At 62.1% G+C, this 21,455-nt stretch carries 17 protein-coding genes; 10 read left to right on the top strand and 7 right to left on the bottom strand.

Translation table 11 applies throughout. From position 1 onward, the window contains the following. Positions 1-40: 40 nt before the first annotated feature. The 3 genes from LK03_RS15575 to LK03_RS15565 all read left to right on the top strand — a co-directional run bounded on the left by LK03_RS15575 (position 41) and on the right by LK03_RS15565 (position 2,734). Positions 41-826: an HpcH/HpaI aldolase family protein gene (locus LK03_RS15575; RefSeq protein ID WP_049870509.1), complete on the top strand. Its 786-nt coding sequence runs from the start codon at positions 41-43 to the stop codon at positions 824-826. Next, on the top strand, positions 823-2,214 hold the full coding sequence (locus LK03_RS15570; RefSeq protein WP_038413280.1) for an FAD-binding oxidoreductase: 1,392 nt from the start codon (positions 823-825) through the stop codon (positions 2,212-2,214). Before LK03_RS15575 ends, LK03_RS15570 begins: the two co-directional genes overlap by 4 nt. 106 nt (positions 2,215-2,320) lie before the next feature. After that, on the top strand, positions 2,321-2,734 hold the full coding sequence (locus LK03_RS15565) for a hypothetical protein (protein WP_038413279.1): 414 nt from the start codon (positions 2,321-2,323) through the stop codon (positions 2,732-2,734). 85 nt (positions 2,735-2,819) lie between these two features. Here LK03_RS15565 and LK03_RS15560 read toward each other — a convergent pair whose 3' ends face one another. From LK03_RS15560 to vasI, 7 genes are all read right to left on the bottom strand, one after another. Further along, entirely contained in the window at positions 2,820-4,310 is a 1,491-nt protein-coding gene (locus tag LK03_RS15560) for an aldehyde dehydrogenase (protein WP_038413278.1), read from the bottom strand. A 12-nt stretch (positions 4,311-4,322) separates the two neighbouring features. Next, positions 4,323-5,216 carry a dihydrodipicolinate synthase family protein gene (locus tag LK03_RS15555; protein ID WP_038413277.1) on the bottom strand — a complete coding sequence of 298 codons (894 nt, stop codon included), beginning with the start codon at positions 5,214-5,216 and terminating at the stop codon, positions 4,323-4,325. 60 nt (positions 5,217-5,276) lie between these two features. Then, positions 5,277-6,605 carry an MFS transporter gene (locus LK03_RS15550; protein ID WP_038413275.1) on the bottom strand — a complete coding sequence of 443 codons (1,329 nt, stop codon included), beginning with the start codon at positions 6,603-6,605 and terminating at the stop codon, positions 5,277-5,279. 157 nt (positions 6,606-6,762) lie between these two features. Continuing rightward, positions 6,763-8,082, bottom strand: coding sequence for an NAD(P)/FAD-dependent oxidoreductase (locus LK03_RS15545; protein ID WP_038413274.1), 1,320 nt, complete (start codon positions 8,080-8,082; stop codon positions 6,763-6,765). Between the two features lie 863 nt (positions 8,083-8,945). Then, on the bottom strand, positions 8,946-12,557 hold the full coding sequence (gene tssM, locus LK03_RS15540; RefSeq protein WP_038413273.1) for a type VI secretion system membrane subunit TssM: 3,612 nt from the start codon (positions 12,555-12,557) through the stop codon (positions 8,946-8,948). Beyond that, positions 12,554-14,014 carry a type VI secretion system protein TssA gene (gene tssA / locus LK03_RS15535; RefSeq protein ID WP_038413272.1) on the bottom strand — a complete coding sequence of 487 codons (1,461 nt, stop codon included), beginning with the start codon at positions 14,012-14,014 and terminating at the stop codon, positions 12,554-12,556. The genes tssM and tssA overlap by 4 nt, the downstream gene beginning before the upstream one ends. Next, positions 14,002-14,640 (bottom strand): type VI secretion system-associated protein VasI, encoded by a 639-nt coding sequence (gene vasI / locus LK03_RS15530; protein ID WP_081951616.1) that lies wholly within the window; start codon positions 14,638-14,640, stop codon positions 14,002-14,004. Before vasI ends, tssA begins: the two co-directional genes overlap by 13 nt. A 293-nt stretch (positions 14,641-14,933) precedes the next feature. Between vasI and tssB the strand changes: the two genes are divergently transcribed. From tssB to tssJ, 7 genes are read left to right on the top strand one after another with little or no spacing between them, the layout of a single operon-like run. Next, positions 14,934-15,461, top strand: coding sequence for a type VI secretion system contractile sheath small subunit (tssB, locus tag LK03_RS15525; protein WP_038413271.1), 528 nt, complete (start codon positions 14,934-14,936; stop codon positions 15,459-15,461). Beyond that, entirely contained in the window at positions 15,454-16,944 is a 1,491-nt protein-coding gene (gene tssC, locus LK03_RS15520; RefSeq protein WP_038413269.1) for a type VI secretion system contractile sheath large subunit, read from the top strand. The genes tssB and tssC overlap by 8 nt, the downstream gene beginning before the upstream one ends. Continuing rightward, positions 16,941-17,351 carry a type VI secretion system baseplate subunit TssE gene (gene tssE, locus LK03_RS15515; RefSeq protein ID WP_038413268.1) on the top strand — a complete coding sequence of 137 codons (411 nt, stop codon included), beginning with the start codon at positions 16,941-16,943 and terminating at the stop codon, positions 17,349-17,351. The genes tssC and tssE overlap by 4 nt, the downstream gene beginning before the upstream one ends. A 3-nt stretch (positions 17,352-17,354) precedes the next feature. After that, positions 17,355-19,121, top strand: a complete 1,767-nt coding sequence (gene tssF / locus LK03_RS15510) for a type VI secretion system baseplate subunit TssF (RefSeq protein ID WP_038413266.1) — start codon at positions 17,355-17,357, stop codon at positions 19,119-19,121. Next, complete coding sequence (tssG, locus tag LK03_RS15505; RefSeq protein WP_038413264.1) at positions 19,085-20,101, top strand: type VI secretion system baseplate subunit TssG; 1,017 nt, start codon at positions 19,085-19,087, stop codon at positions 20,099-20,101. The genes tssF and tssG overlap by 37 nt, the downstream gene beginning before the upstream one ends. Continuing rightward, positions 20,098-20,658, top strand: coding sequence for an FHA domain-containing protein (locus LK03_RS15500; protein WP_038413262.1), 561 nt, complete (start codon positions 20,098-20,100; stop codon positions 20,656-20,658). Before tssG ends, LK03_RS15500 begins: the two co-directional genes overlap by 4 nt. After that, positions 20,655-21,443 carry a type VI secretion system lipoprotein TssJ gene (gene tssJ / locus LK03_RS15495; protein ID WP_038413260.1) on the top strand — a complete coding sequence of 263 codons (789 nt, stop codon included), beginning with the start codon at positions 20,655-20,657 and terminating at the stop codon, positions 21,441-21,443. Before LK03_RS15500 ends, tssJ begins: the two co-directional genes overlap by 4 nt. Positions 21,444-21,455 lie beyond the last annotated feature (12 nt).

Raw genomic sequence — 21,455 nt, 5'->3', positions numbered from 1 at the left:
ACGCAACGTCTGCGTGTGGCCCCGACACGAGAGCAAGCGCATGAACCCTGCACCGCACCTCCCCGCCGCGCTGGCCGACGGCGCGCGCCTGATCGGCCCGTGGGTGGGCATCCCCGACCCTACGGTGGTCGAGCTGATGGCCGCCCTGGACAACGACTTCCTGTTGCTCGACGGTGAACACACACCGATTCCCCCCACGGCCCTGCGCGGTCTGCTGCCGTGCGCAGAACGCTATGGCAAGCCGGTACTGTACCGCGTGCCCTCCCATGCCCCGGAGCACATCAAGCAGGCGCTGGATGCCGGCGTCGCCGGGCTGATGCTGCCGATGGTCGAGACCGCGGCACAGGCCGCCGCCATCGTCGATGCCAGCCGTTACGCCCCGCTCGGAACCCGCGGCATCGGCCCGTGGCGCGCGTCGGGCTATTACCAGCACTTTACCGACTACCTGCAACAGGCCAACGCGCGCACGCTGCTGATCGTGCAGATAGAGAGCCGCCTGGGCCTGGACAACCTCGAGGCGATTGCCTCGGTGCCCGGCATCGATGTGCTCTACGTCGGCCCCAGCGACCTGGCGCAGTCGCTAGGCCTGGCCCCGGGGCCCTTTCGCCCGGCGCTGCTGGCGGCCTTGCAGCGGGTCTGCGCCGTGGGCCGGGCGGCCGGGAAGACGCTGGGCATCGATGTGCCTTCGGCAGCCGAGCTGCCGGCACTGCGGGCCATGGGTTTCAGTCTGTTCACCCTCGGTTCGGACATCGGTTTCATCACTCAGGCAGGCCAGGCACAAGCCCGCCAACTGGCCGAGCTGTCATCAGGAGCACCCTGCCCATGAACCTCTGCGAACGCATCAAAGCCATCGTCGGCGCCAACGGCTGGATCGACGCCGCCGAGCTGCGCCAGCGGCCAGTGGACTTCTGGAACGCCACGCCGACCCATGCCCTGGGCCTGGCACGCCCGGCCAGTACCGAGGCGCTGTCGGCGCTGCTGGCGCTGTGCAACGAGGCGCGCCAGCCGCTGATCATCGAAGGCGGACGCACCAACCTGGTCAGCGCCACGCTCGGCGATGCGCAGACGCTGCTGGTCTCGCTGGAGCGCCTCAACGCCATCGGCAGGCCTGATGCCGGCGCCATGACCCTGGAGGTCGGTGCCGGGGCGGTTCTTGAGCACGTGCAACAGGTGTGCGCGGCGGCCGACCTGCGCTTTGGCCTGGACTTCGGCGCCCGTGGCAGCGCCAGCATCGGCGGCGCGTTGTCGACCAATGCCGGGGGTTTTCAGGCACTGCGCTACGGGGTAGCCCGCGACCAGGTGCTGGGCCTGGAATGCGTGCTGGCCGACGGCACCGTGCTCAGCCACCTGAGCAGCTACGCCAAGGACAACACCGGCTACGACCTCAAGCACCTGTTCATCGGTTCGGAAGGCACCTTGGGTGTAATCACCAAGGCGGTGCTCAAGCTGCAGCCCAAGCCCACCTCCTGCCATACCGCGCTGCTGGCCTTCGCCAGCTTCGAGCAGGTCATCGCCACCCTCACCGCCCTGCGCCGCTCGCTCAACGGCACGCTGTCGGCGTTCGAGCTGATGTGGCAGGAGTTCTTTCAGTTCAACGTCGACGCGTTACTGCAAGGCCGCGCGCCGCTGGACGCCAGCTATCCGTATTACGCGCTGTGCGAGGTCGAAGGGTTCGCCGGCGAACACGACGGCGAGCACTTCCAGACGCTGATCAGCGACCTGTTCGACAGCGGCAGTGTGGTCGATGCGGTGATCGCCAACTCCGAGCGCCAGCGCGCCGAGCTGTGGCGCATTCGTGAAGAATTCGAAGATGAAATTCAGCTGTTCAGCACGCTGATCGATTTCGACGTGTCGCTGCCGCTGCCGCGCATCGAGCACTTTGCCGATCAGGTACGTGAAGCCCTGGCCCTGCAGTTTCCGGAAAACCTCGGCCTGCACGTGCTGGCGCACTTGGGCGATGGTAACGTACACGTCACCACCGGCCTGCCGAGCGCGGCGCGCAAGGATGACCTCAAGCGCTGCGTGTACCGCATCATCGCCGAGCTGGGTGGCTCGATTTCCGCCGAGCACGGCATCGGTCTGGCGAAGAAGGCCTACCTGCACTACTCGCGCAGCCCAGGCGAGCTGGCGCTGATGCGCACCCTCAAGGGGGCGCTGGACCCGCACAACATCCTCAACCCGGGCAAGGTGATCGACGCTGCGACACCCAACTGACCGACCTCAAGGCCAGGCGACTGATATTTATGTCAGTTTCGCCTGACCCACCTTGGGGGCTACCTTTGCCTGGTAGGTGACCTCAATCCCACTAGGTACATACATCATGACACTTGCCTTGCAATCGACCGACAAAGCACTGGACGCGATCATCCAGAACATTCTTTCCGACAGCAACGTCAGCCTTGAAGAGTTCCGCCAGGTCCGCGACAGCGCCGATGCCGCCGTGAATACGCTCAAACAGGACGCACCCACCTTGGTCACGTCGCTGGACGCCTTTCAGTCTGCCGCCGACCAACTGACCGATAGCCTACAAAAGTTGGCCCTGGCAATCCGTAAAGCCAAGCCGGACGATGCCGCGTTCGTCGTCATGAAATCGGCCATCGAACATCAGTTGGCATATGTGGTGTTGTCCTACGCTTCTTCGGTGGAGCGCTACAGCGTGCTGAAAACCGGGGTTAACCAATGGGCCGACAAGGCCAACGCATTGAAGAACGGTGCCGACAAGAAAGCTGAGTAGCATGCGAAAAAAAACCACTGCCCCTTGCGAGGCAGTGGTCAGCGCGGTGCCGAACTCCGTCAGAACAGCACCATTACTGCTCGGCTCACGAAGCGTTGATCCAGATGGTCTTGAGCTCCGTGTATTGATCGTGGGCCCAGATCGACTTGTCGCGCCCGCCAAAACCTGACTCCTTGTAGCCACCGAACGGCGTCGAGGCATCGCCCTCGCCGAAACAGTTGACCGTCACAACACCCGCACGAATCTCACGGGACAAGCGCAGCGCATTGCGCAGGCTGCCGGTGTAGGCCGATGCGGCCAAACCGTAAATCGTGTCGTTGGCCAGCTCGATGGCTTCATCCAGGGTGGTGAAGCTGGTCACGCTCAGCACCGGGCCGAAAATCTCTTCGACGAACAGTTTGTCGTCGCGCGCGACACCATCGACGATGGTCGGCTGCACGTACACCCCGTGTTCGGTTTGGCCGCCCTGTACGATGCTCAGTTTCCGCTCGGCAGCGTGGTCCAGATACGACTTGACCTTCTCGAAGTGCGACCTACTGACCATCGCGCCCAGGCGGTTGTCCGGGTCCAGCGGGTCACCCAGCTGCCAATCCTTCAGGTGCTTGCCGATCAGCGCCAGCAACGGGTCCTTGACGTCTTCATGCACGATCAAGCGCGACGACGCCGAGCAGTTCTCGCCCATGTTCCAGAACGCGCCTGCGGTGACGAACTGCGCCACTTCATCGAGGTCTTCGCAATCGTTCATGACCACCGCAGGGTTCTTGCCGCCCAGCTCCAGCACGATGCGCTTGAGGTTGGACTCGGCGGCGTACTTGAGGAACAGGCGCCCGGTGTCGGTGGAGCCGGTGAAGCTGACCATGGGGATGTCCATGTGCCGGCCGATGGCCTCGCCCACTTCCCGCCCGCCACCAGGCACCAGGTTGAACACGCCAGCCGGAATCCCGGCCTGGTGCGCCAGCTCGGCCACACGCAGGGCGCTCAAGGTGGTTTCCTTGGCTGGCTTGACCACAACGGAACAGCCGGCGGCCAGCGACGGCGCGATCTTCCAGGCCAGCATCAGCAGCGGGAAATTCCACGGCAGGACCAGGCCGACCACACCGATGGCTTCACGTACCACCAGGGTCACCGCCGCAGTGCCGGTCGGCGCGGTGGCGTCGTAGATCTTGTCGATCAGCTCGGCGTGCCAGCGGATGGTGTGAATGGTTTCCGGCACATCGACGTTCTGGCACTCGCTGACCGGCTTGCCGCTGTCCAGGCTTTCCAGCACGGCCAGCTCGTGGGCGTGATCTTCCAGCAGTTGGGCGAATTTGAGCAGTACGTGCTTGCGCTCGCCGGGTTGCCGTTTCGACCAGGCGCCCTGCTCGAACACACGCTTGGCCGCAGCGACCGCCAGGTTGACGTCGTCGACGTCGCACGCAGCGACTTCTGCCAGCGGCTGGCCGGTCGCCGGGTTGGTGGTGACGAAGGTACGGCCAGAAATGGCATCGCGAAACTCACCGTCGATGAACGCCTGGTTACGCAGTTGCAGGTCGGCGGCGATGGCCGCGTATTGAGCCTTGCTCAGCAATTGAGCCATGGTTCGGGCTCCTTATTTGATCTGTGCGATGGTGGCCTTGAGCTCACTGACGACCTGCTTGAGTGCCTGTTTCTCGGCCTCGCTCAGGTCGGACAGTGGCTTGCGTACGCCACCGGTCTTCAGGCCGTTGAGGGCCACACCGTGCTTGATCGCCTGGACGAACTTGCCACCTTCGAGAAAGTCCATCAGCGGCATCATCGCGGCCATGATCTTGCGGCCTTTATCGAAGTTCTTCTCGATCACGCAGGCTTCATACAGTGCGATGTGTTCGCGTGGAATGAAGTTGGAACCGGCGCAGACCCAGCTTTTCGCGCCCCAGGCGAAGAATTCCAGCGCCTGGTCGTCCCAGCCGCACGACAGTTGAATCGTCGGGCGATCAATTGCCAGACGGTGCAATTGCGCCATGTCGCCGGAGCTTTCCTTGATCGCAACGATGTTCTTCACATCCGCCACGGCGTCGAAGAATGCCTCGCCCATGCTCACGCCCATGCGCCCTGGGTAGTTGTAGAGCATGATCGGCAGGCCAGCGGCAGCGTCGACCGCTTTGACGTGATCAGCGATTTCCTGCTGGGTCGGCAGCGAATACGGCGGGGTACCGACCAGCAGGGCATCGGCCTTGATTTCCTTGGCGTGCTGAGCGAACGCAACAGCATCTTCGGTGCGAATGCCGCCAGTGCCGACGATCAGCGGCAGACGACCGTTGAGCACGTCCTTGGCCTGCGCGGCCAGGTCGATACGCTCCTGGCTGGTGTGGGCGTAGTACTCACCGGTGGAGCCGCCGATGATGATGCCGTGAACGCCGGATTCGACCAGGTACTCGAGGACGTTGGCGAAGGCCGCCGTGTCGATGCTGCCATCGGCGGCCAGGGGGGTGATTGCCGGGGTATAGATGCCTTCGAATTTCACGTTGGATCTCCAGACTAATGAACATGGGTACGCGCGCGACGCCGCGCAGGGTCAGTCAGATCAGGCCAGCGAGGCCGCCTGTTGCAGGTTCAGCGAACGGGTTTCCGGGGCCAGCAGGTAAGAGAACGCCAGGCCGACGAAGGTGACTGCGGCGGCGGCGTACATGGTTGCGCCAATGCCATAGGTGTCCAGGCCGATCGGCACCAGCCAGGTGCCTACGGCAGCACCGACCCGCGACAGTGAAGTGCCCACGCCCACCGCGCCTGCGCGAATTTCGGTGGGGAACAGCTCGTTGGGGTACACCAGTTGCAACACCTGGGCACCGCCGATGAGCAGCGCATAGGCGCCGAACAACAGCAGAATCACCGGCTCGGAGGCGCCGCTGAACAGGCCTAGGCCGAGCAAGGCCAGCCCCGACCAGAAGAAGCTGTGCAAAAGCGTGGTGCGCCGGCCGAGGGTGTTGAGCAGGCGCGTGGCGATAATGCAGCCGACCACGAACAGGCTGGTGATGGCCACCGAGCCGATCGACGCCCACTCGCCCTTGAGGTTCAGCGCGCCCAGCACCTTCGGCGCGAAGGCGTAAACGGCGAACACCGGAATCACCGAGCAGGTCCAGAACATGGTCACGAACAGCATGCGCTTGCCATAACCGGAATGCAGCAGGCTGAGGAACGACAGCCTGCGGGTCTTGAGTTCCTCCGGCAGGTTGGCCAGCGAGAAGCCAACGCCATACACCTGGGCGATGACCTGTTCGGCCTCTTGCTTGCGGCCTTTGCTGAGCAGCCAGCGCGGCGATTCCGGAGTACCCAGGCGCAAGGCGAACAACAGCGCGCCGACCACTGCAGCGCTGGCCATCACCAGGCGCCAGGCGTCATCGCCGCCATGGTGCAGAATCGCCTCGCCGATCATGTAGGCAGTGGCCGCGCCAGCGAACCACAGCACGGTCAAGGTGGCCAGGCGCGGGCCACGGCTTTTCTTCGGCAGAAACTCCACCAGCAGCGAGGTGGCCACCGGGTACTCGATGCCCACTGCGATGCCGATGGAGAAGCGCAACAGGAACAGCGCCACGGCCGATTCGACCCATAGCTGCGCCAGGGAGGCGAGAATGAACAGCGTCGGGCCGACGAAGAACACCCGTCTGCGGCCGAAGCGGTCGGTCAGCCAACCGCCGCAGAAGCCGCCAAAAAAGATGCCGATCAGTGCCGAGGCGGCGATCATGCCCTGCCAGAAGCTGGTCAGGCCAAGGCCAACGGACATCTGCGCCATAGCCACCCCGACAATGCTCAGCACATAGCCGTCGACGAACGAGCCACCCCCGGAGCGTACGGTGAGCAACTGATGAAAGCGGTTAATCGGGACGTCTTCGATCGATACATTAGAGTTTGTCATTATTTTCTCCTGCTACCACCGTAGTGCCGGGTTACAGACGCGAGCGTCGCGCTGACGCAACTGCACGTAGCACGCAGGCAGAGCGTGCAGGCGGGACGGGCGATCACTCGGCGACTCTCAAGGGTTGTTCGTGGCTCGAAGCGACTCGGCGCGTCGCTCAGCTTTCTTTGCCGGCGCGGTACTGCCCCCATTTCAGGTTCATGTTCAGACCCAACGCCATCAGGGGCGCAGGCGGGTTGGCACACGGCCCTGGGGTCTGGCGGACGAAGTCGATCAGCTCGCTGCGCTCGCCCCCCAGCCAGTCGGCCAGCAACGCACCGGTGGCCGTACCGCGGGTAACGCCCAGCCCGTTGCAGCACAGCGCGCCATAGACATGTGGCGCCAGTTCGCCGAAATAACCCATGTGATTGCGCGACATCGCCAGCGCGCCGCCCCAGGTGTATTCGAACGGCACGTCGGGAAGCATGGGGAAGCGCCGTTGGAACGCCTCGCGATGGCGCACGGCGAAGCGCTCCAGGTACTTGCGGTTGGCGCGACCATCGGGGTTGAAGCTGAAGCTGTTGCGAATCAGCAAACGGTTGTCGGGCGTACGCCGCACCGTGGTGCCGAACGGGTCGGCGGGAATCAGCCCCCAGTAGGGCTTGCCGCCAAGCCGCGCCTGCTCCTGCTCGGTCATCGGCCGGGTCAGGCTGGCGTAAGTGAACACCGACAGCATCCGGCCCTTAAGGAAGCCAAAGCTCATGCCGAAGGCGTTGGTGGTCAGTACCAGATTGTCGGCGGTGATCGAACCATGGGCGTGCTTGAGCACCGACTTGGCGCCGTAGACGACCTCGCTGATGGGCGTGCGCTCGTACAGGGTGACGTTGGCCGGCAGATTGTCGGCCAGTCCCTTGACCAGCGCCGAGGGCTGCACCAGCGAAGTACCCGGTGTGAACAGCGCCTTGCGGTAAAAGTGGGTGCCGATGTGCTCGGGCAAGGCGTTGGCATCGATCATCTGATAGGGCTGATCGAGCTTGTCCAGACCACGCCGATAGGCGTCGAGCACAGCGATGCCACGCGGCTCGACCGCCGCCTGGTACTTGCCGCAGTGCTTGATCTGACAATCGATCTGGTAGCGCTCAACCCACTGTTTGAGCAGCGCCTGGCCACTGAGGTTGAGCTTGAGGATGGAGCGGGCGATGGCGATGTCGCCGATGTAATCTTCCGCGCCGATGTCGTGGGGCAGATCGATGGCAAAACCGGCATTGCGCCCGGACGAGCCAAAGCCCACTTCCTGCGCTTCGATCAGCACGATCTGATCGTCGGGAAAATGCTCGGCCAGTCGCCGAGCGGCCGCAAGACCGGTGAAACCGGCGCCGACCACCACCCAGCGGGCGCTGCTGTGACCGCTATGCGGCGCTTTGATCTGCCGTCCCTTGCTCAGGTGATACCAGCCGCAAGTGCTGTCGTCCGCGGGCAGCGAATTCATCTTTGTCATGTCAGGAACCAGAGGTGTTGTTGTTAGCGTCTGTTGCTCATCACGCCCTGCTTCACCGCGCCTGCGGCGGGTCATGGCAGCGCGGTGAGCGTACCTGGCCAGGCCCCGATTGCCGCGAGTCGAGCAGTGTGCGTTGTCAGCCTTGCCGACACCCACCCACTCGCTGCAAACGAGCTATGTCTACAGTTTGTATAATGAATATAGGTATCGTTAGACAGTGTGTCTACAGATTTTTCGGGCTCTGTGTGGCGCAGGTCCAGGACCGTACAAAGAGCTTTCTGAGAACGACTTGAGCATGCCTTTAAGCGACTTGAAGCATCCCTCAGAGGCGTCTTGTGTACGCCGACGGGTTTATCCATGGGCGCGGAAGAAGCTCTGTGCATTGGTTTTAGCAACGCGGCTTCGTCCCTTCGATGCTGACCAATCTGCCGCAACGACCCTACTGTTCCTTCCTTTGCCCGACCCTCGAGAAACCAGCCGTGCAACCAAGTCGCAGGTTCAGCAGTGCTCTGAAGGGGCACAAGCCTTGCTCACAGCCTTGATCTGCCGGTGATGTGTGGCGGCCTGTGTACCACCCTGGGGCTTCAAAGCAACATCAGTGAACCGCTGCGCGAAGCGATCAATCTGATGAGTGTCAATCTTGAGAGGTGGGTGCTGGACACGTGACCGAAGGTGAACGGCACCATCAACGTTGCCACCACCCTGTTCTGCCAGAAGGCCACTGCAGCGCCTTCATGCTTTGGGTGTGACGGCGATTGACCAGCGCCAGCGCGATGAACCGTCGGTCGTTCGAGCAAGACCTGGCTTTGCTCAGAAAGGACGTGCGCAGGCCTTGCCCAGCGCACACCCTCCACTCCCCTCGCCTACAGCGCTGAACTGCCCACACCCCCGGCCTGGGCCACATCCGCGCTGAGTTGCAACAGCCCCCTCGGCAAGCGGAAGTGCTTGAACGGCTGTTGGGTGATCGGGTTGAAGGCCTTTTCCGCGTTGACCCGGTAGCGCATGACGCCGTCCCCGGTCTTGAAGCTCAAGTCCACGCTGGTCGCGGTCCGCCCGTTGAGCGAACCACGACTGAGCAACCGAAACATTGACCACGGACCGCGGTATTCAAGGCTGCTGCTGTTGCCGTTCTGCCTGAGCAGCGTGAGGTTGCTGCGCACCTGTTGGCCCAGCGTGTTGGGCCAGACGATACCGGTAATCTGACCAGGCCCGTGGGTGTAGGCAATCAGCTGGCCATCCAGGTCGAGCAAGCTGGTGCGCTGATTCGCGCTCAAGCCCAACGGCTCGATACTCAACTGCACGCTCAGGTTGCCGCGCTGATCGAAGAAGGTCTCGCGAATGCGCTCTGCCAGCGCCAATTGCTCGATGACATCGCTGCGGATCAGCGACTGCCCCTGCTGCCCGGACTGCAACGCCTCCAGGTTGTCCTCGAGGAAGAGCTTCAAATACTGCTGATGGAACTGCTGCAGCCGGCCCTTGGGCCCGAAGAACGCTTCGAAGTCATCCAGCGACGCGTCAGGCGCTCTGAGCGTGAAGGGATAACGCTCGGCCAGGCGCTGCTGGAAGAAGCTGTACACCTCGCTGTCCCAACGCCGCTCGAGCTCGCGCAGGGCTTCGACATTCAGTACGCGCGCAGTTTGCTCGGCGACTTTCCTGACCTGATGGTTGAGAGGTTCAGGCAGCCCTGTCGCCACCCTCTGCAACGTGCTGAGCGGGTCGCTGCCGGTCATCGAAAAGCGCTGATGCACCGCCTGCAGCGCCGCCTTGCCGCGGTCGGGACTGGTCTGCACGGCCTTGGCGTAGTCGTGGACGGCGCTGATGGCACTGAGCATCTCATCGTAGTAGCTCGGCTTTTCAGCGGATGATTGCAACAGCCCACTGAGCCCTGCGAACGCACGCTCGATGGTCGACGCCAGCTGCTGCTCGACGTCACCGCTGGCCAGCTGCTGACTCTCGGCCCCGCTCGCCAGTGCACGTGCGGGCGCCGACAGCGAAGTGTTTTCCTGCACCGTCTCCAGCAAACGTTGCAACGGCGCCGCAGGCCCGGTCAGTTGCTGGAGAATCGACACAGCCTGGTCAAGGTCGCGGAAGTCAGCGATGGCGAACGCGTTCAAGCCCCGCCGCCAGCTGTCGATGTAGTCGGCACTGTACAGGCTACGCAGTCGCTCGCTGAGCGCCTGGCGGTCAGCCGCAGAGTAATCCAACTGCGCGCGCTCGCCCAACGCCCACTGATCGACCATGGCCATCTCTGCGAACTGTCGGCTGCGCGGCTCGAAATACTCCCTGAAACCTTTGGCCGTGAGCATTGGGGCAAGGAGTACACCCTCCTCGATCCGCGCTGATGAAGAAGCCGGCTGATACACCACATCGAATGCCGGCCCGACCTGCTGACGCAGGTCAAGGCCTCTTTGCAGTTGTTCCTGGGCCTGTTGCTTGAGGCCGGCGTAGACACGTTGAGGCAGCGGCACCTGACGCAACGTCTGCTGCACCTGCACCACCCGTTCGCGGTAGTGCGACAGGTCGGTGTCGGCGTAGGCCAAGGCGTATTGCAGGTGCTGCATGAGGTCGCGCTGCAGCTGACCCTGGCCGGGAAACGCCTGCTGCCACTGGCGGGCCATCCAGTCCTGGACCCACTCGGGACGCCGGTTGCGCCGGTCCTCCAGCATCCGATAGACCCTCAGCGCCGCCATCTGCTGTTCACTGCCGGGCGGGGCGGCGTTCATGGCGTCGACCACGCCGCTGGCCAAGGCCGGTAGAAACCGTCGCGAGAGCAAACTCAGATAGGCCTCATCGACCCGCGGGCCGATGGCGTGGCCCTGGTACAGGCCCAGATCAGCAACGGCCGGCCAGGCGGCACGGTAGTCACCGAACACTGCGACGGCATCGCGGATCCGATCCAGTGGCTCGAGCAGGTTGCGTCCGGTGGGGTCGATCTTCTGGTCGACTTGGTAATGGCTGTACTCGCGGCTCTTGGCGAGCACGTTGGCTGCCTTGGCCGCGTTGATGGCAAAGTAGTGCTGCCAGCTGGCGATGACCACGCAGACCGCCAGCCCACCGACACTCGCGCTGAGCCAGAGCAACTGGCGCTTGCGCCGGGCGACCCTGATGTTGTCTCCGGCCAGACCGGCTTCCTGGAGAATGACGCGCTTAAAGGCATGCCGGATGAAATAGGCCAGCGGTTTGGCCGATACCTTGCCTTCACGCAGGGGGCGTTTGGTCTTGTAGGGTTGCGCGGCCTCGCGAATGAACGCATTGAGCACATCGCCCTGCTGTGCTACCGAAGACCAATACACGCCACGCACCAGGGCAGGCGTAGTGAAGCGGTCACTGGCCAGCGTTTCACCGAGAAAATGCTTCAACACCGGGCGCAGACCGGCCAGTTGGGCATGCAGCGAGAACAGCCGCGTGCGCGCCGCTGCACTGCCGAGTTCGTCGATTCGATCCACCACCTGCTCGAACAGTTGGCTGATCATCCGCTGGTAGTGATCGTCGTACTCGTCCAGCCAGGCGTCGAAGCTGCCACTTGCGTCGAGCTTGAAAGTGAAGCCCAGCATGTCCTCTCGTCTGGCAGGCGCGAGACTGCCATACAGTTGGTCGAAGCCCTCCACCAGGTCGAGTTTGGTCAACATCACATACAGCGGCAGACGCGAACCCAACCGGCTACTGACCTCATGGAGACGTGCGCGCAGGACATGTGCCAGCGCAGCACGTTGCTCAGGGCTTGCATGCAACAGTGCCGGCAGGTCGATGGTCAGCAACAGGCCATTGAGCGCACGCTCGCTACGGTTGCTCAGCAACCAGCCCAACAGGTGCTGCCACAATCTTGCCGTGGTCGCCGGCGGTGGCGTCGATTCGTCTGCGCCGTGCTGTTTTAAGAGCCCCTCCTGGCGAATGAAAGCACCGGGCGGATCGATGATCACCGCGTCATCGCTCACCCACCAGTGCACCGGATACGGCAGCGCCTGAACGTGCTTGCCCTGCTTCTGGGCCTTGTCGATGCGCGTCAGGGAAAAATTCTGATCGCTGCGATCGATGAACGTGCTTTTTCCGACACCCTCGTCACCGACCAGCAAATACCAGGGCAGCCGATACAGCGCGCGGCGACCTCCGGCGTTGTCCAGGTAATGGGCAAGACCCTGATCGAGTGCTGCCTGTTGTGCATCGATCAGGGGCAGCACTTGGTCAAGCTCGGCGGCGCTCGCCTGCTGATTCTGCGCCTGCAACCGGCGAAAGCGCGTGCCGAGCACCACCAGCCAGCACAGCAGAGGCACCAGTATCAGCAACAGACTCGCCAGGCTGCGATGGGCCATGCTGGCCAGCGGTTGCTGCCCGCGCCAGGTCCACAGCGGGCCGAGCCACCAGATGGCGACGAGCATCAGCACAGCGCCGAGCACGAGCAGAAGCGGCATCGCCAGACCGATACGCGTGAGCAGCGGCAGGCCACAGCGTCTGAGTAGCTTCCACAGTTGATTCATCGTGACTCCTTGTGTCGATCGGCCAGCATGGGGGGGGTGGCAGACTGCTGAAGTCGCCGAAACACTTCAGGTTCCCAGGCACTGGCCGTGGTGTGCTGCATGAGGTGTGCGACGTTTGCGAACAGGTCCTGGGCCAGCCATGACACACCGCGCGCGGCCAGCAGGTCGGCGGCGATCAGCGTGGTGTGGCAGCGCTCTCGGGGCGTTCGCAGCTCGGTCTGCATGCCTTGCAGTTTGAGCAGCACCGACTCGACGCCAGCGCTTTCCAACTGCGCGACCATCTCCTCGCGCAGGCTCGCGAACTCCTGAGTGCCTGGGTCCTGCTCGCACGGCATTTGTGATGCCTTGAGCCAGGCCAGACACTGGTCATCCACGAACACGCTGCCGTCGCTGAAACACAGCGCTTGCAGCGCCGGTACACGCAGTACGAACCTGCCGGTCGCGCAGCGGATCGCCTCAGCCACCTCGCCCATTGCCAGCCGCGTTGCGGCAGCGGCTGCAAGGTAACTGCCGCGAATCCAGTACGGGCAGGCGGTGACGCTCTTTTCGATACGCAGCAGCAATGCAGCGTCGACCGTGGTACCGGCGATAGCCTCTTCGTAGTCACCGACAATGTCCTGCGGCACGGCCATCAGTTCCGTTCGGCTGTCCTGTCTGGCTTGTGGGGCCGTCTGGATGTGTGCCCACAGCCCAAAGCGACGAAGCTGATAGCCCGTTGGGTCGTAGGGGTCTTGTCGATTGATGAGTTCAGCCATGCCCAGTACGGCGCGACGGGTTTCTCGTTCGTTACCCACGGCAATCCGCGGCATCGGCGCGGCAACGGTCTCGAGCGGTGCAGTCGGCGTGCTGCTTGGGGCGCAAGGGGTCGAACGGGCAGGTTCAACGGCGCCGCTGACAAGCGCCGCATGCTGACCCAGCAAACGCTCCAGGTCGGCTAGAACCGTTGCATCCAACTGAGCGGTGTCTCGCTGCGACTGCAGGCACCTCAACCCATCCTGAGCCGTGGCGAAATGTGTGGCGTCATAGGTGAAGCGGTCCAGCCGTGGCATAGCGTCGATCAGACGGGTGAGCACCATGCCAACCAGTTTGCGCTTGCCGATAAAACCGGTAGGGCCCGGTTTTGGACACGCCGTTTCCCAATAGCGCTCGATGACACCGGCAAGCAACGCCAGTGTGAACCCCCAACGCTGCCAGCAGCCGCTACGCAGCCACGCAGCGCTCAAATGGGCGACGATGCGCAGATGCTTGCACTGATGAGCCAGGTACTGGCAGGCGGCTTCTTCGATATAGGCCCAGTCGATCGAGGCTTCCTGCAACCCGCCCAGCTTGACCATCTCCTGGTCGATCGCCTGGTAGGTCTCATCCTCTACATCGAACAGGCCGGCCGGTGCCTGGGGATCGACAGGCGCCAGCAAGCGAGCCAACTCCTTTCCTGCGCCCGGCGCTACCAGCGACATGTCTTGCGCGCCTGGTCGATGAGCGGGTCAAGCCCTTGTGCGTCGAACACCAAACCATCGACGCTCGGGTGATCGCCCTCCACCTGAATCCGGTGAGCACCGATCAGTTGCTTGATTTGCTCGATTCCCGGCAAACCACGACCGCCATCGAGTACCTGGCCGTTCTCCATGACCTGCCATGGCGTTGCATGGGTGGCGCGGCGCTCACTCTGCAGGCGCACCACGACCCGCCCTGCATCGAGGGGCTGGCCAAGGACCAACTGCAGTCTGGAAATATTCTGCACACAGCTGATGACCAGGTACGCAGAGGGCGTTGCGATTGCGGGCGCGGATATCAGCACCCCCTCGGGCTCGGCGCTGAGACGAAAGGTGAGGTCATCTGCCTTTCGACGGGCCTCATGAGCCATCACCCGACGCCAGGTAGGCGAGTCCTGCTCTGGCGCGGACCATTTCATTCGGTCCAGCCGAGCCGGGGTGCCGGCAGACTTGTCGAAACATGCCAGGCGTTCAAGGTTCGACACAATGTTTGCACAGTCTTGAACAGCGTATGCGGATATCGGCAGACAACTGAGTAGCAGGAATAGACCTGCGCCATATGTATTCCGAGCGTTCACGGCAAACCACATCCCTTTTCCTACACTCATTTAGCCATATACAGACTTGCACACCCCTCACTGGGCGCAGCCCTTGCCTGCAAACTGGCGAAATCCTAGACCATCAAAACAACTGACCACAAATAAATATTTCGTTGCACTTTCTTTCTCGACTAATCAACTCTCCCCAATGCAGTTTTTAAAAGTGAAATCCGCCCTAGCGGTCGACACTAGCGAATCTGAACTTCGAGAGAAACTTCCTACAGCTTATTGTAGGAACTAACAATCTTTACGGAAACTTCCTACAACTCAAGGAGAGACTGTTGATGGCTAAGAACCTAGGCTCAGTCGCCCCCAAGGAACGTATAAACATCAAATACGTACCCGCTACTGGCGACGAGCAGGCTGAGATAGAGCTGCCACACAAGGTGTTGGTGCTGGGCGACTTCGGCCTGAATGACCACCGTGCGCTGGAAGACCGTCCGGTGATGCGCATTGATAAACACACGTTCAACAACGTGCTGAGCGATGCCGAGGTCACTCTGGCCATGTCGGTGCCTTCGATGCTCGATCCCGCTCCAGGCGCGGAACTGGCCGTGGCCCTGCAATTGAGGTCGATCAGCGACTTCGGACCCGACCGAATCGCCCACCAGGTGCCCGAACTGAACAAGCTGCTGGAGCTGCGCGAAGCCTTGGTGGCACTCAAAGGCCCGCTGGGCAACGCCCCCGCCTTTCGCAAACAGTTACAGCACTTGTTGAGCAACGAGCAGGCGCGCAAGCAGCTGGCCAAAGAACTGGAGCAGGCGCTGGAAGCGCCAAATGAAGATCAAGACAGCGGAGAGTCCCATGCCTGAACAGAACACCATTCCCGTGGCCGCCGATACCACCATCGACACAATTGGCCATGCCAGCCTGCTCGAACAAATCATGGCAGAAACCAAACTGATGCCCGCGCAAGAGGGATACCAAGTCGCCAAACACGGCGTCGTGGCATTTATCTCGGAAATCCTCAAAAGTCATGATCCAGATCAACTTATAAACAAACATCGTGTCGACCAGATGATCGCCGAAGTGGATCGCGTGCTGGGCAGGCAAATGGATGCAATTTTGCATCACCCTGAGTTTCAGCGCCTGGAGAGTGCCTGGCGCAGCCTTAAACTCCTGGTCGACCGCACGGATTTTCGAGAGAACATCAAACTTGAACTTCTCCATGTCAGCAAAGAGGACCTGCTCGACGACTTCGACAATGCTGCAGATATCACCTGCAGTGGCATGTACAAGCATGTTTACAGCGCAGGCTATGGCCAGTTCGGTGGCGAACCCGTCGCCGCCATGCTGGGCAACTATGACTTCGGCCCCTCGTCGCCTGACATTAAACTCCTGAACTACATGGCGTCGGTAGGCGCCATGTCCCACGCGCCGTTCCTGACCGCCTCCTCGCCCGAGTTCTTCAACTTGAGCAGCTTCGAGGAGTTGCCCAACCTCAAAGAGATCAAAGACATCTTCGCCGGGCCACGTCATGCCAAGTGGCGTGCCTTCCGTGAGAGCGAGGATGCACGCCACGTGGCATTGACCGGGCCGCGCTTCATGCTGCGCTCGGCCTATCACCCCCAGGAGCATCCTGTCACCAGCTTCAACTATCAGGAAGATATCGCGGGTCGTCACGACAACTACCTGTGGGGCAATTCGGCGTTCCTGCTGACCAGTTGCATCAACGACAGCTTTGCCCGCTATCGCTGGTGCCCGAACATCATCGGTCCGCAATCAGGCGGTGCCGTCGAAGACCTGCCGGTGCATTTGTATGAATCCCTGGGGCAGTTGCAGGCCAAGATCCCTACCGAGGTGTTGATTTCCGATCGCAAGGAATTCGAGCTGGCCGAAGAAGGCTTCATCGCGCTGACCATGCGCAAGGACAGTGACAACGCCGCGTTCTTCTCTGCCAACTCGGTACAGAAGCCGAAACACTTTCCCAAGACCCCTGAGGGTTTTCAGGCGCAGACCAACTACAAGCTCGGCACACAGCTGCCCTACCTGTTCATCGTCAACCGCCTGGCCCACTACATCAAGGTGCTCCAGCGCGAGCAGATCGGCAGCTGGAAGGAGCGTCGCGATCTTGAGTCAGAGCTCAACAAGTGGATCAAGCAGTACGTCGCAGACCAAGAGAACCCCTCTGCCGACGTGCGCAGCCGACGACCACTGCGCGCCGCCAGGGTCGAGGTAGCGGATGTTGCCGGTGACCCCGGTTGGTATCAGGTGTCGCTCACCGTTCGTCCCCACTTCAAGTACATGGGTGCCAACTTCGAAATCTCCCTCGTCGGGCGGCTGGACGCGCAATGAGTGGATTGTTCGATCGCCTGACTGCAGATCAGTCCGCCTGCCGGGAAACCTCCCGGCAGGAGAGCGCCAGCTACAAGTTCGCCATCATCAAACGCCACCTCGAAACGTTGCTCAATGCTCGCCAGGGGTGCTCCCAGAGCAGCCCTGATCTGGGACTGCAGGACTTCAACGGACATGACCGCAGCAGTGGCGAATTGCTGCAGCAGATCAGCGCCGACATTCGCCGCACCATCCAGCGCTTCGAGCCACGCATTCAGGTACATGCGCTCAAGGCGGTGCCCGATTGCCATGCGCCTCAGGAGCTGCATTTCAGGCTGGACTGCCAGGTTCAGGTCAACGACCACGCCGAGCAGCTCGACCTGGATCTGATGGTCAACGGCCATAGCCGTCATACCCGAGTGAGGTGAGGGATGTCTCTCAAGGAAAGATTCGCCGAAGAGCTGCGCTATTTGCATGAACTAGGCGATGACTTCGCCCGGGACAACCCGCAGCTTGCACGGTTTCTCGGAAGCAAGGGCAGCGACCCTGACGTGGAGCGGCTGATGGAGGCCTTCGCCTTTCTGACCGCCAAGCTGCGGCTCAAACTGGAAGACGACCTTCCAGAACTGACCCATCCGATGTTGCAACTGCTGTGGCCCAACTACCTGCGGCCACTGCCGAGCGTCACGATCATCCGCTTCACTCCACGCCAGCAATCGCTTAGCCAGACGCAGCAGATCGCCAAAGGTTCGAGGCTGTTCTCCAGGCCTGTCGATGGCGTGGCGTGCGAGTTTCGGACCTGCACACCGGTAAGTCTGTACCCGTTCGAAATCAGCACGGTGACCGCAACCCAGACGCTCGATAACTCGATGGTGCGCATCGCCCTGGCGAGCGTGATCGAGCGACCACTGGACACCCTCGGATGCTCGTCACTGGAATTTCATCTGAGCGGCGACACCCGTACCGCCCGAACACTGTACCTGTGGATTTCGCAGTACCTCAGACACGTCAGCATCACTATCAATGGCGAGGTAAGCCGGCTGCCCGCCAGCAGCATTGCCTTCCCCGGTTTCACCCCCGATGAGGCTTTGCTGCCCTACCCGCGCAACGTGTTCGATGGCTACCGGATTCTGCAGGAGTACTTCATTTTCCCGCAGCGCTTCCACTTCTTCACCCTGACCGGACTCGACAAGGTCTGGCCAAGCGCACACGCCAGCCAGTTCGACATCGAATTTAATTTCAGTCGCCAGTTGCCGGATACCCTGCGAATCGGCAACGCCGATTTCAGCCTGTTCTGCACCCCGGCAGTCAATCTGTTCGCCCACAGCGCCGAGCCCATCGACCTCTCCGGGCGCGCCGCGCAGATGGAACTCAAGCCCAAAGGCGCGCAGCGCAAGGCCTATGAAATTTTCAGCGTTGATCAGGTCATCAGCACGCGCACCACCGGCAACGGCGAGGGCGGCGAACATCTGCGCACCTTCCGCGCCTTTGAATCGTTCGCCCATGAGATCGAACATGTGCAGGGGCGCACCGCCCTTTACTACCGACACATGCTCGAAGCATCGCTGAACGAGGAGGGTGTCACGCACCGCATCGCCTTCGTGCGGGGCGATGCCAACACCTATATCGGTGAGCTGGAAACAGCCTCCATCGATCTCACCTGCAGCAACCGCGACCTGCCCCTGGCGTTGGGCATCGGTGATATCAGCGAGCTCACCGAAGCCACGCCGCCCCTGGCTGACTACACCAACCTATGCGCGCCTACCCGTCCTTACCGACCAGTGCTTGACGGCCAGTTGCAGTGGGCGCTGGTCTCCAACATGTCGCTCAATTACCTCTCGCTGCTTGCAGCCGAGCCGCTCAAAGCGGTCATCCGCACCTACGACTTCGCCGCCCTGCACGATATTCAGCAGGCGCGCACCACGCGCAAACGCCTCGACGGTATCCAGGACGTGCAGACAGCGCCGCTGGATTGGCTGATCAATGGGCAACCGATTCGCGGCCTGTACAGCCAACTGAAGCTGGATCAGTCCGCCTTTCTCTGCGAGGGCGACCTGTACCTGTTCAGCTGTGTGCTGGCGCACTTCTTCGCCCTGTACGCCAGCATCAATTCCTTCCATCAACTGGAAGTGATCAACACCACCAACAACGAGCACTACACATGGCCCCTTCAGACCGGCAAGCAACCGCTGATCTAGCCGACAAGCTGCTCGCCGATGCGCACCAGTACAACTTCTTCCAGTTGCTGGAACGACTGCATGGGCTGCACGGTGACGACCTCGAGCCGCGTTGGCCAGACCACGCCACACGCCTGCGCGTGCGCCTGGCCAGCGATCCACGGCTGAGCTTCCCGGTCACCGATGTCTACAGGGCAGCACGGATGCCCGGTGAGCACCAGCGCTATCGCGTATGCACCACCTTCATGGGCCTGCACGGCAGCGACTCGCCCTTACCCACCTACTATCTGGAGCAGGTGGCCTATGAACATGCCCAAGGCCTGGGCGTGCGGCCGGCCTTCTTCGATTTCTTCAACCACTATCTGCTCAGCCTGTTGCACCGCATCTGGCGTAAATACCGCTACTACATCCGCTTCCAGTCTGGAGCCCGCGACAGGTTTTCCCAGTACATCTTTGCCCTGCTCGGACTCAACGACCAACAGCTGCGCGGTGCCACCGAACTGCCCTGGAGTCGACTGCTCAGCTTTGCCGGTGTGATCGCCAGCCGCAGCCGAGCACCCGGCACGGTGGCCGGCATCATTGCCCATTGCTTCGACTTGCAGCAGGTGCGGATTCGCGAATTCGAAACCCGAGCGGTGCCCATCGCCATTGGACAGCGGGTTAGCCTGGGGCGTGACAACGGTGCTCTTGGCCGCACCTTCTCGATCGGCAGCCGCACACGCACTCGCAGCAGCAAATTCGTCATCGTCATCAGCGGACTCGACCAGACGCAACTGCTGGATCTGTTGCCCAGCGGTAGCAATTTCGGTCGCCTGCGGGCGCTGATCGACTTTCTGCTACGCGATGGGCTGGCCTACGACCTGGAGTTGCACCTCAAGCACAACGCCCTTTCGCCGTTCTGCCTGCACCGCAACCAGGGCGCCTACCTGGGCTGGACCAGCTTTGTCGACGACAGGCACGGCGCGATCCGCCCCGTGGTGCGTTTCAGGGGGCGCTCATGAGCCAGTTGATCCTGAGCATCGTCAACCTCGATCAATTGCTGCCCACGGTCATCGCCCGCCACTCTTTCGACCGAACCGGCGGCACCATCGGCAGCGCGTGCGCCGACTGGCTGATGGACGATCGCGAACACAGCATTGCACCTGCGCACTGTGAAATTCGCTGGATCGAGGGCGGCTTCTGCGTGATCGACTGCTGCCAGCGCACTTACCTGAACGACAGCGCCCTCGCCCTGGATGGCTGGTCGGCCCGACGTCTGGCGGAGGGTGACCAACTGCACATCGGCGCCTACCGAATCCGGGTGCAACACTCGCCGAACGAAGCGCAGGCCTTGGACGACGCGTTCGACCCCAACCTGCGAGGCATTGACACGCTGATCGGCGAATGGCCTGAACATGTCCAGCCTGAGCAGAACCATGCCTGCCTGGTCAGCGACCTCTGTGCACTCTTACAACCCTGCGCCGACAGCGACCCGCTCGCTGCCATGCCTGGTCTCAAGGATGAAGAGGGTTGGTCAAAGGATGCCCTTGAGCGTCTGCTGGACGGAGAGCGTCCATGAATCGGCAGGCCCGCATCCTCACACTGTTTGCACTGACGCTGATGCTCTCGGCCTGCACGGCGCTGAGCAAAATAGGCCAGGTGGTGATGAACCCATCCTTGCCCATAGGCCCGCCCGCGGACCATCCCACGCAAATCGCCTTCAGCATCAATGCCAGCCCTACCGTCAATGGCAACCCGAACAGCGCAGCGCCGTGGGCCGAACCGAACGACGCCCTGGAGCCCAGCCCCTATGCCGTCAGCCTCAGCGCTGGCGACCCTTACGCACTGACGGAGAAAGTCGGGGAACTGCTCGAGTACCTTCAAGAACAATTCCCTGCAATGTCCCCCGTGTCCTCGCCTGAGGAGGATGCTCCGGCACATTCACCCCTGCAAGAAAGCACGCCTGGCAGCTACGGCGACCCCGAGGTGCTGCTGACCCTGCCGAATACGCCCCAGGTGGCCACAGAGCCTGTCGCCACGCCGATCGCCATCAAGATCCTGCAACTGCGCGACGACTCTCTGCTGCGCAACAGCCTGTATCAACTACTGGACCAGGACCCTGCCAGAACGCTGCGCAGCACCTACGTGCGCGATGACGACTACCTGCTGCACCCCGGCCAGTTCAAGTTCATCCCATTCGTCGCGATCGACGCCGAGACACGCTACGTCGCAGTGATCGCCGACTACCGCAACCAAGACGACGCCACCTGGCAGCAGGTGCTGCGTATCCCGCCGCGCGGTCGGCAGATCGTGCTTTCGGTGCTGCTCAACGACACCCAGGTCGTGCTCAAGGAAGAAGACTGATGGTGCCGCTGC

Source organism: Pseudomonas cremoricolorata, assembly GCF_000759535.1.
GTDB classification, from domain to species: Bacteria; Pseudomonadota; Gammaproteobacteria; order Pseudomonadales; family Pseudomonadaceae; genus Aquipseudomonas; species Aquipseudomonas cremoricolorata_A.
Note: the sequence above shows the minus strand (reverse complement) of the source record. Positions and strands in the feature narration are given on the sequence as shown.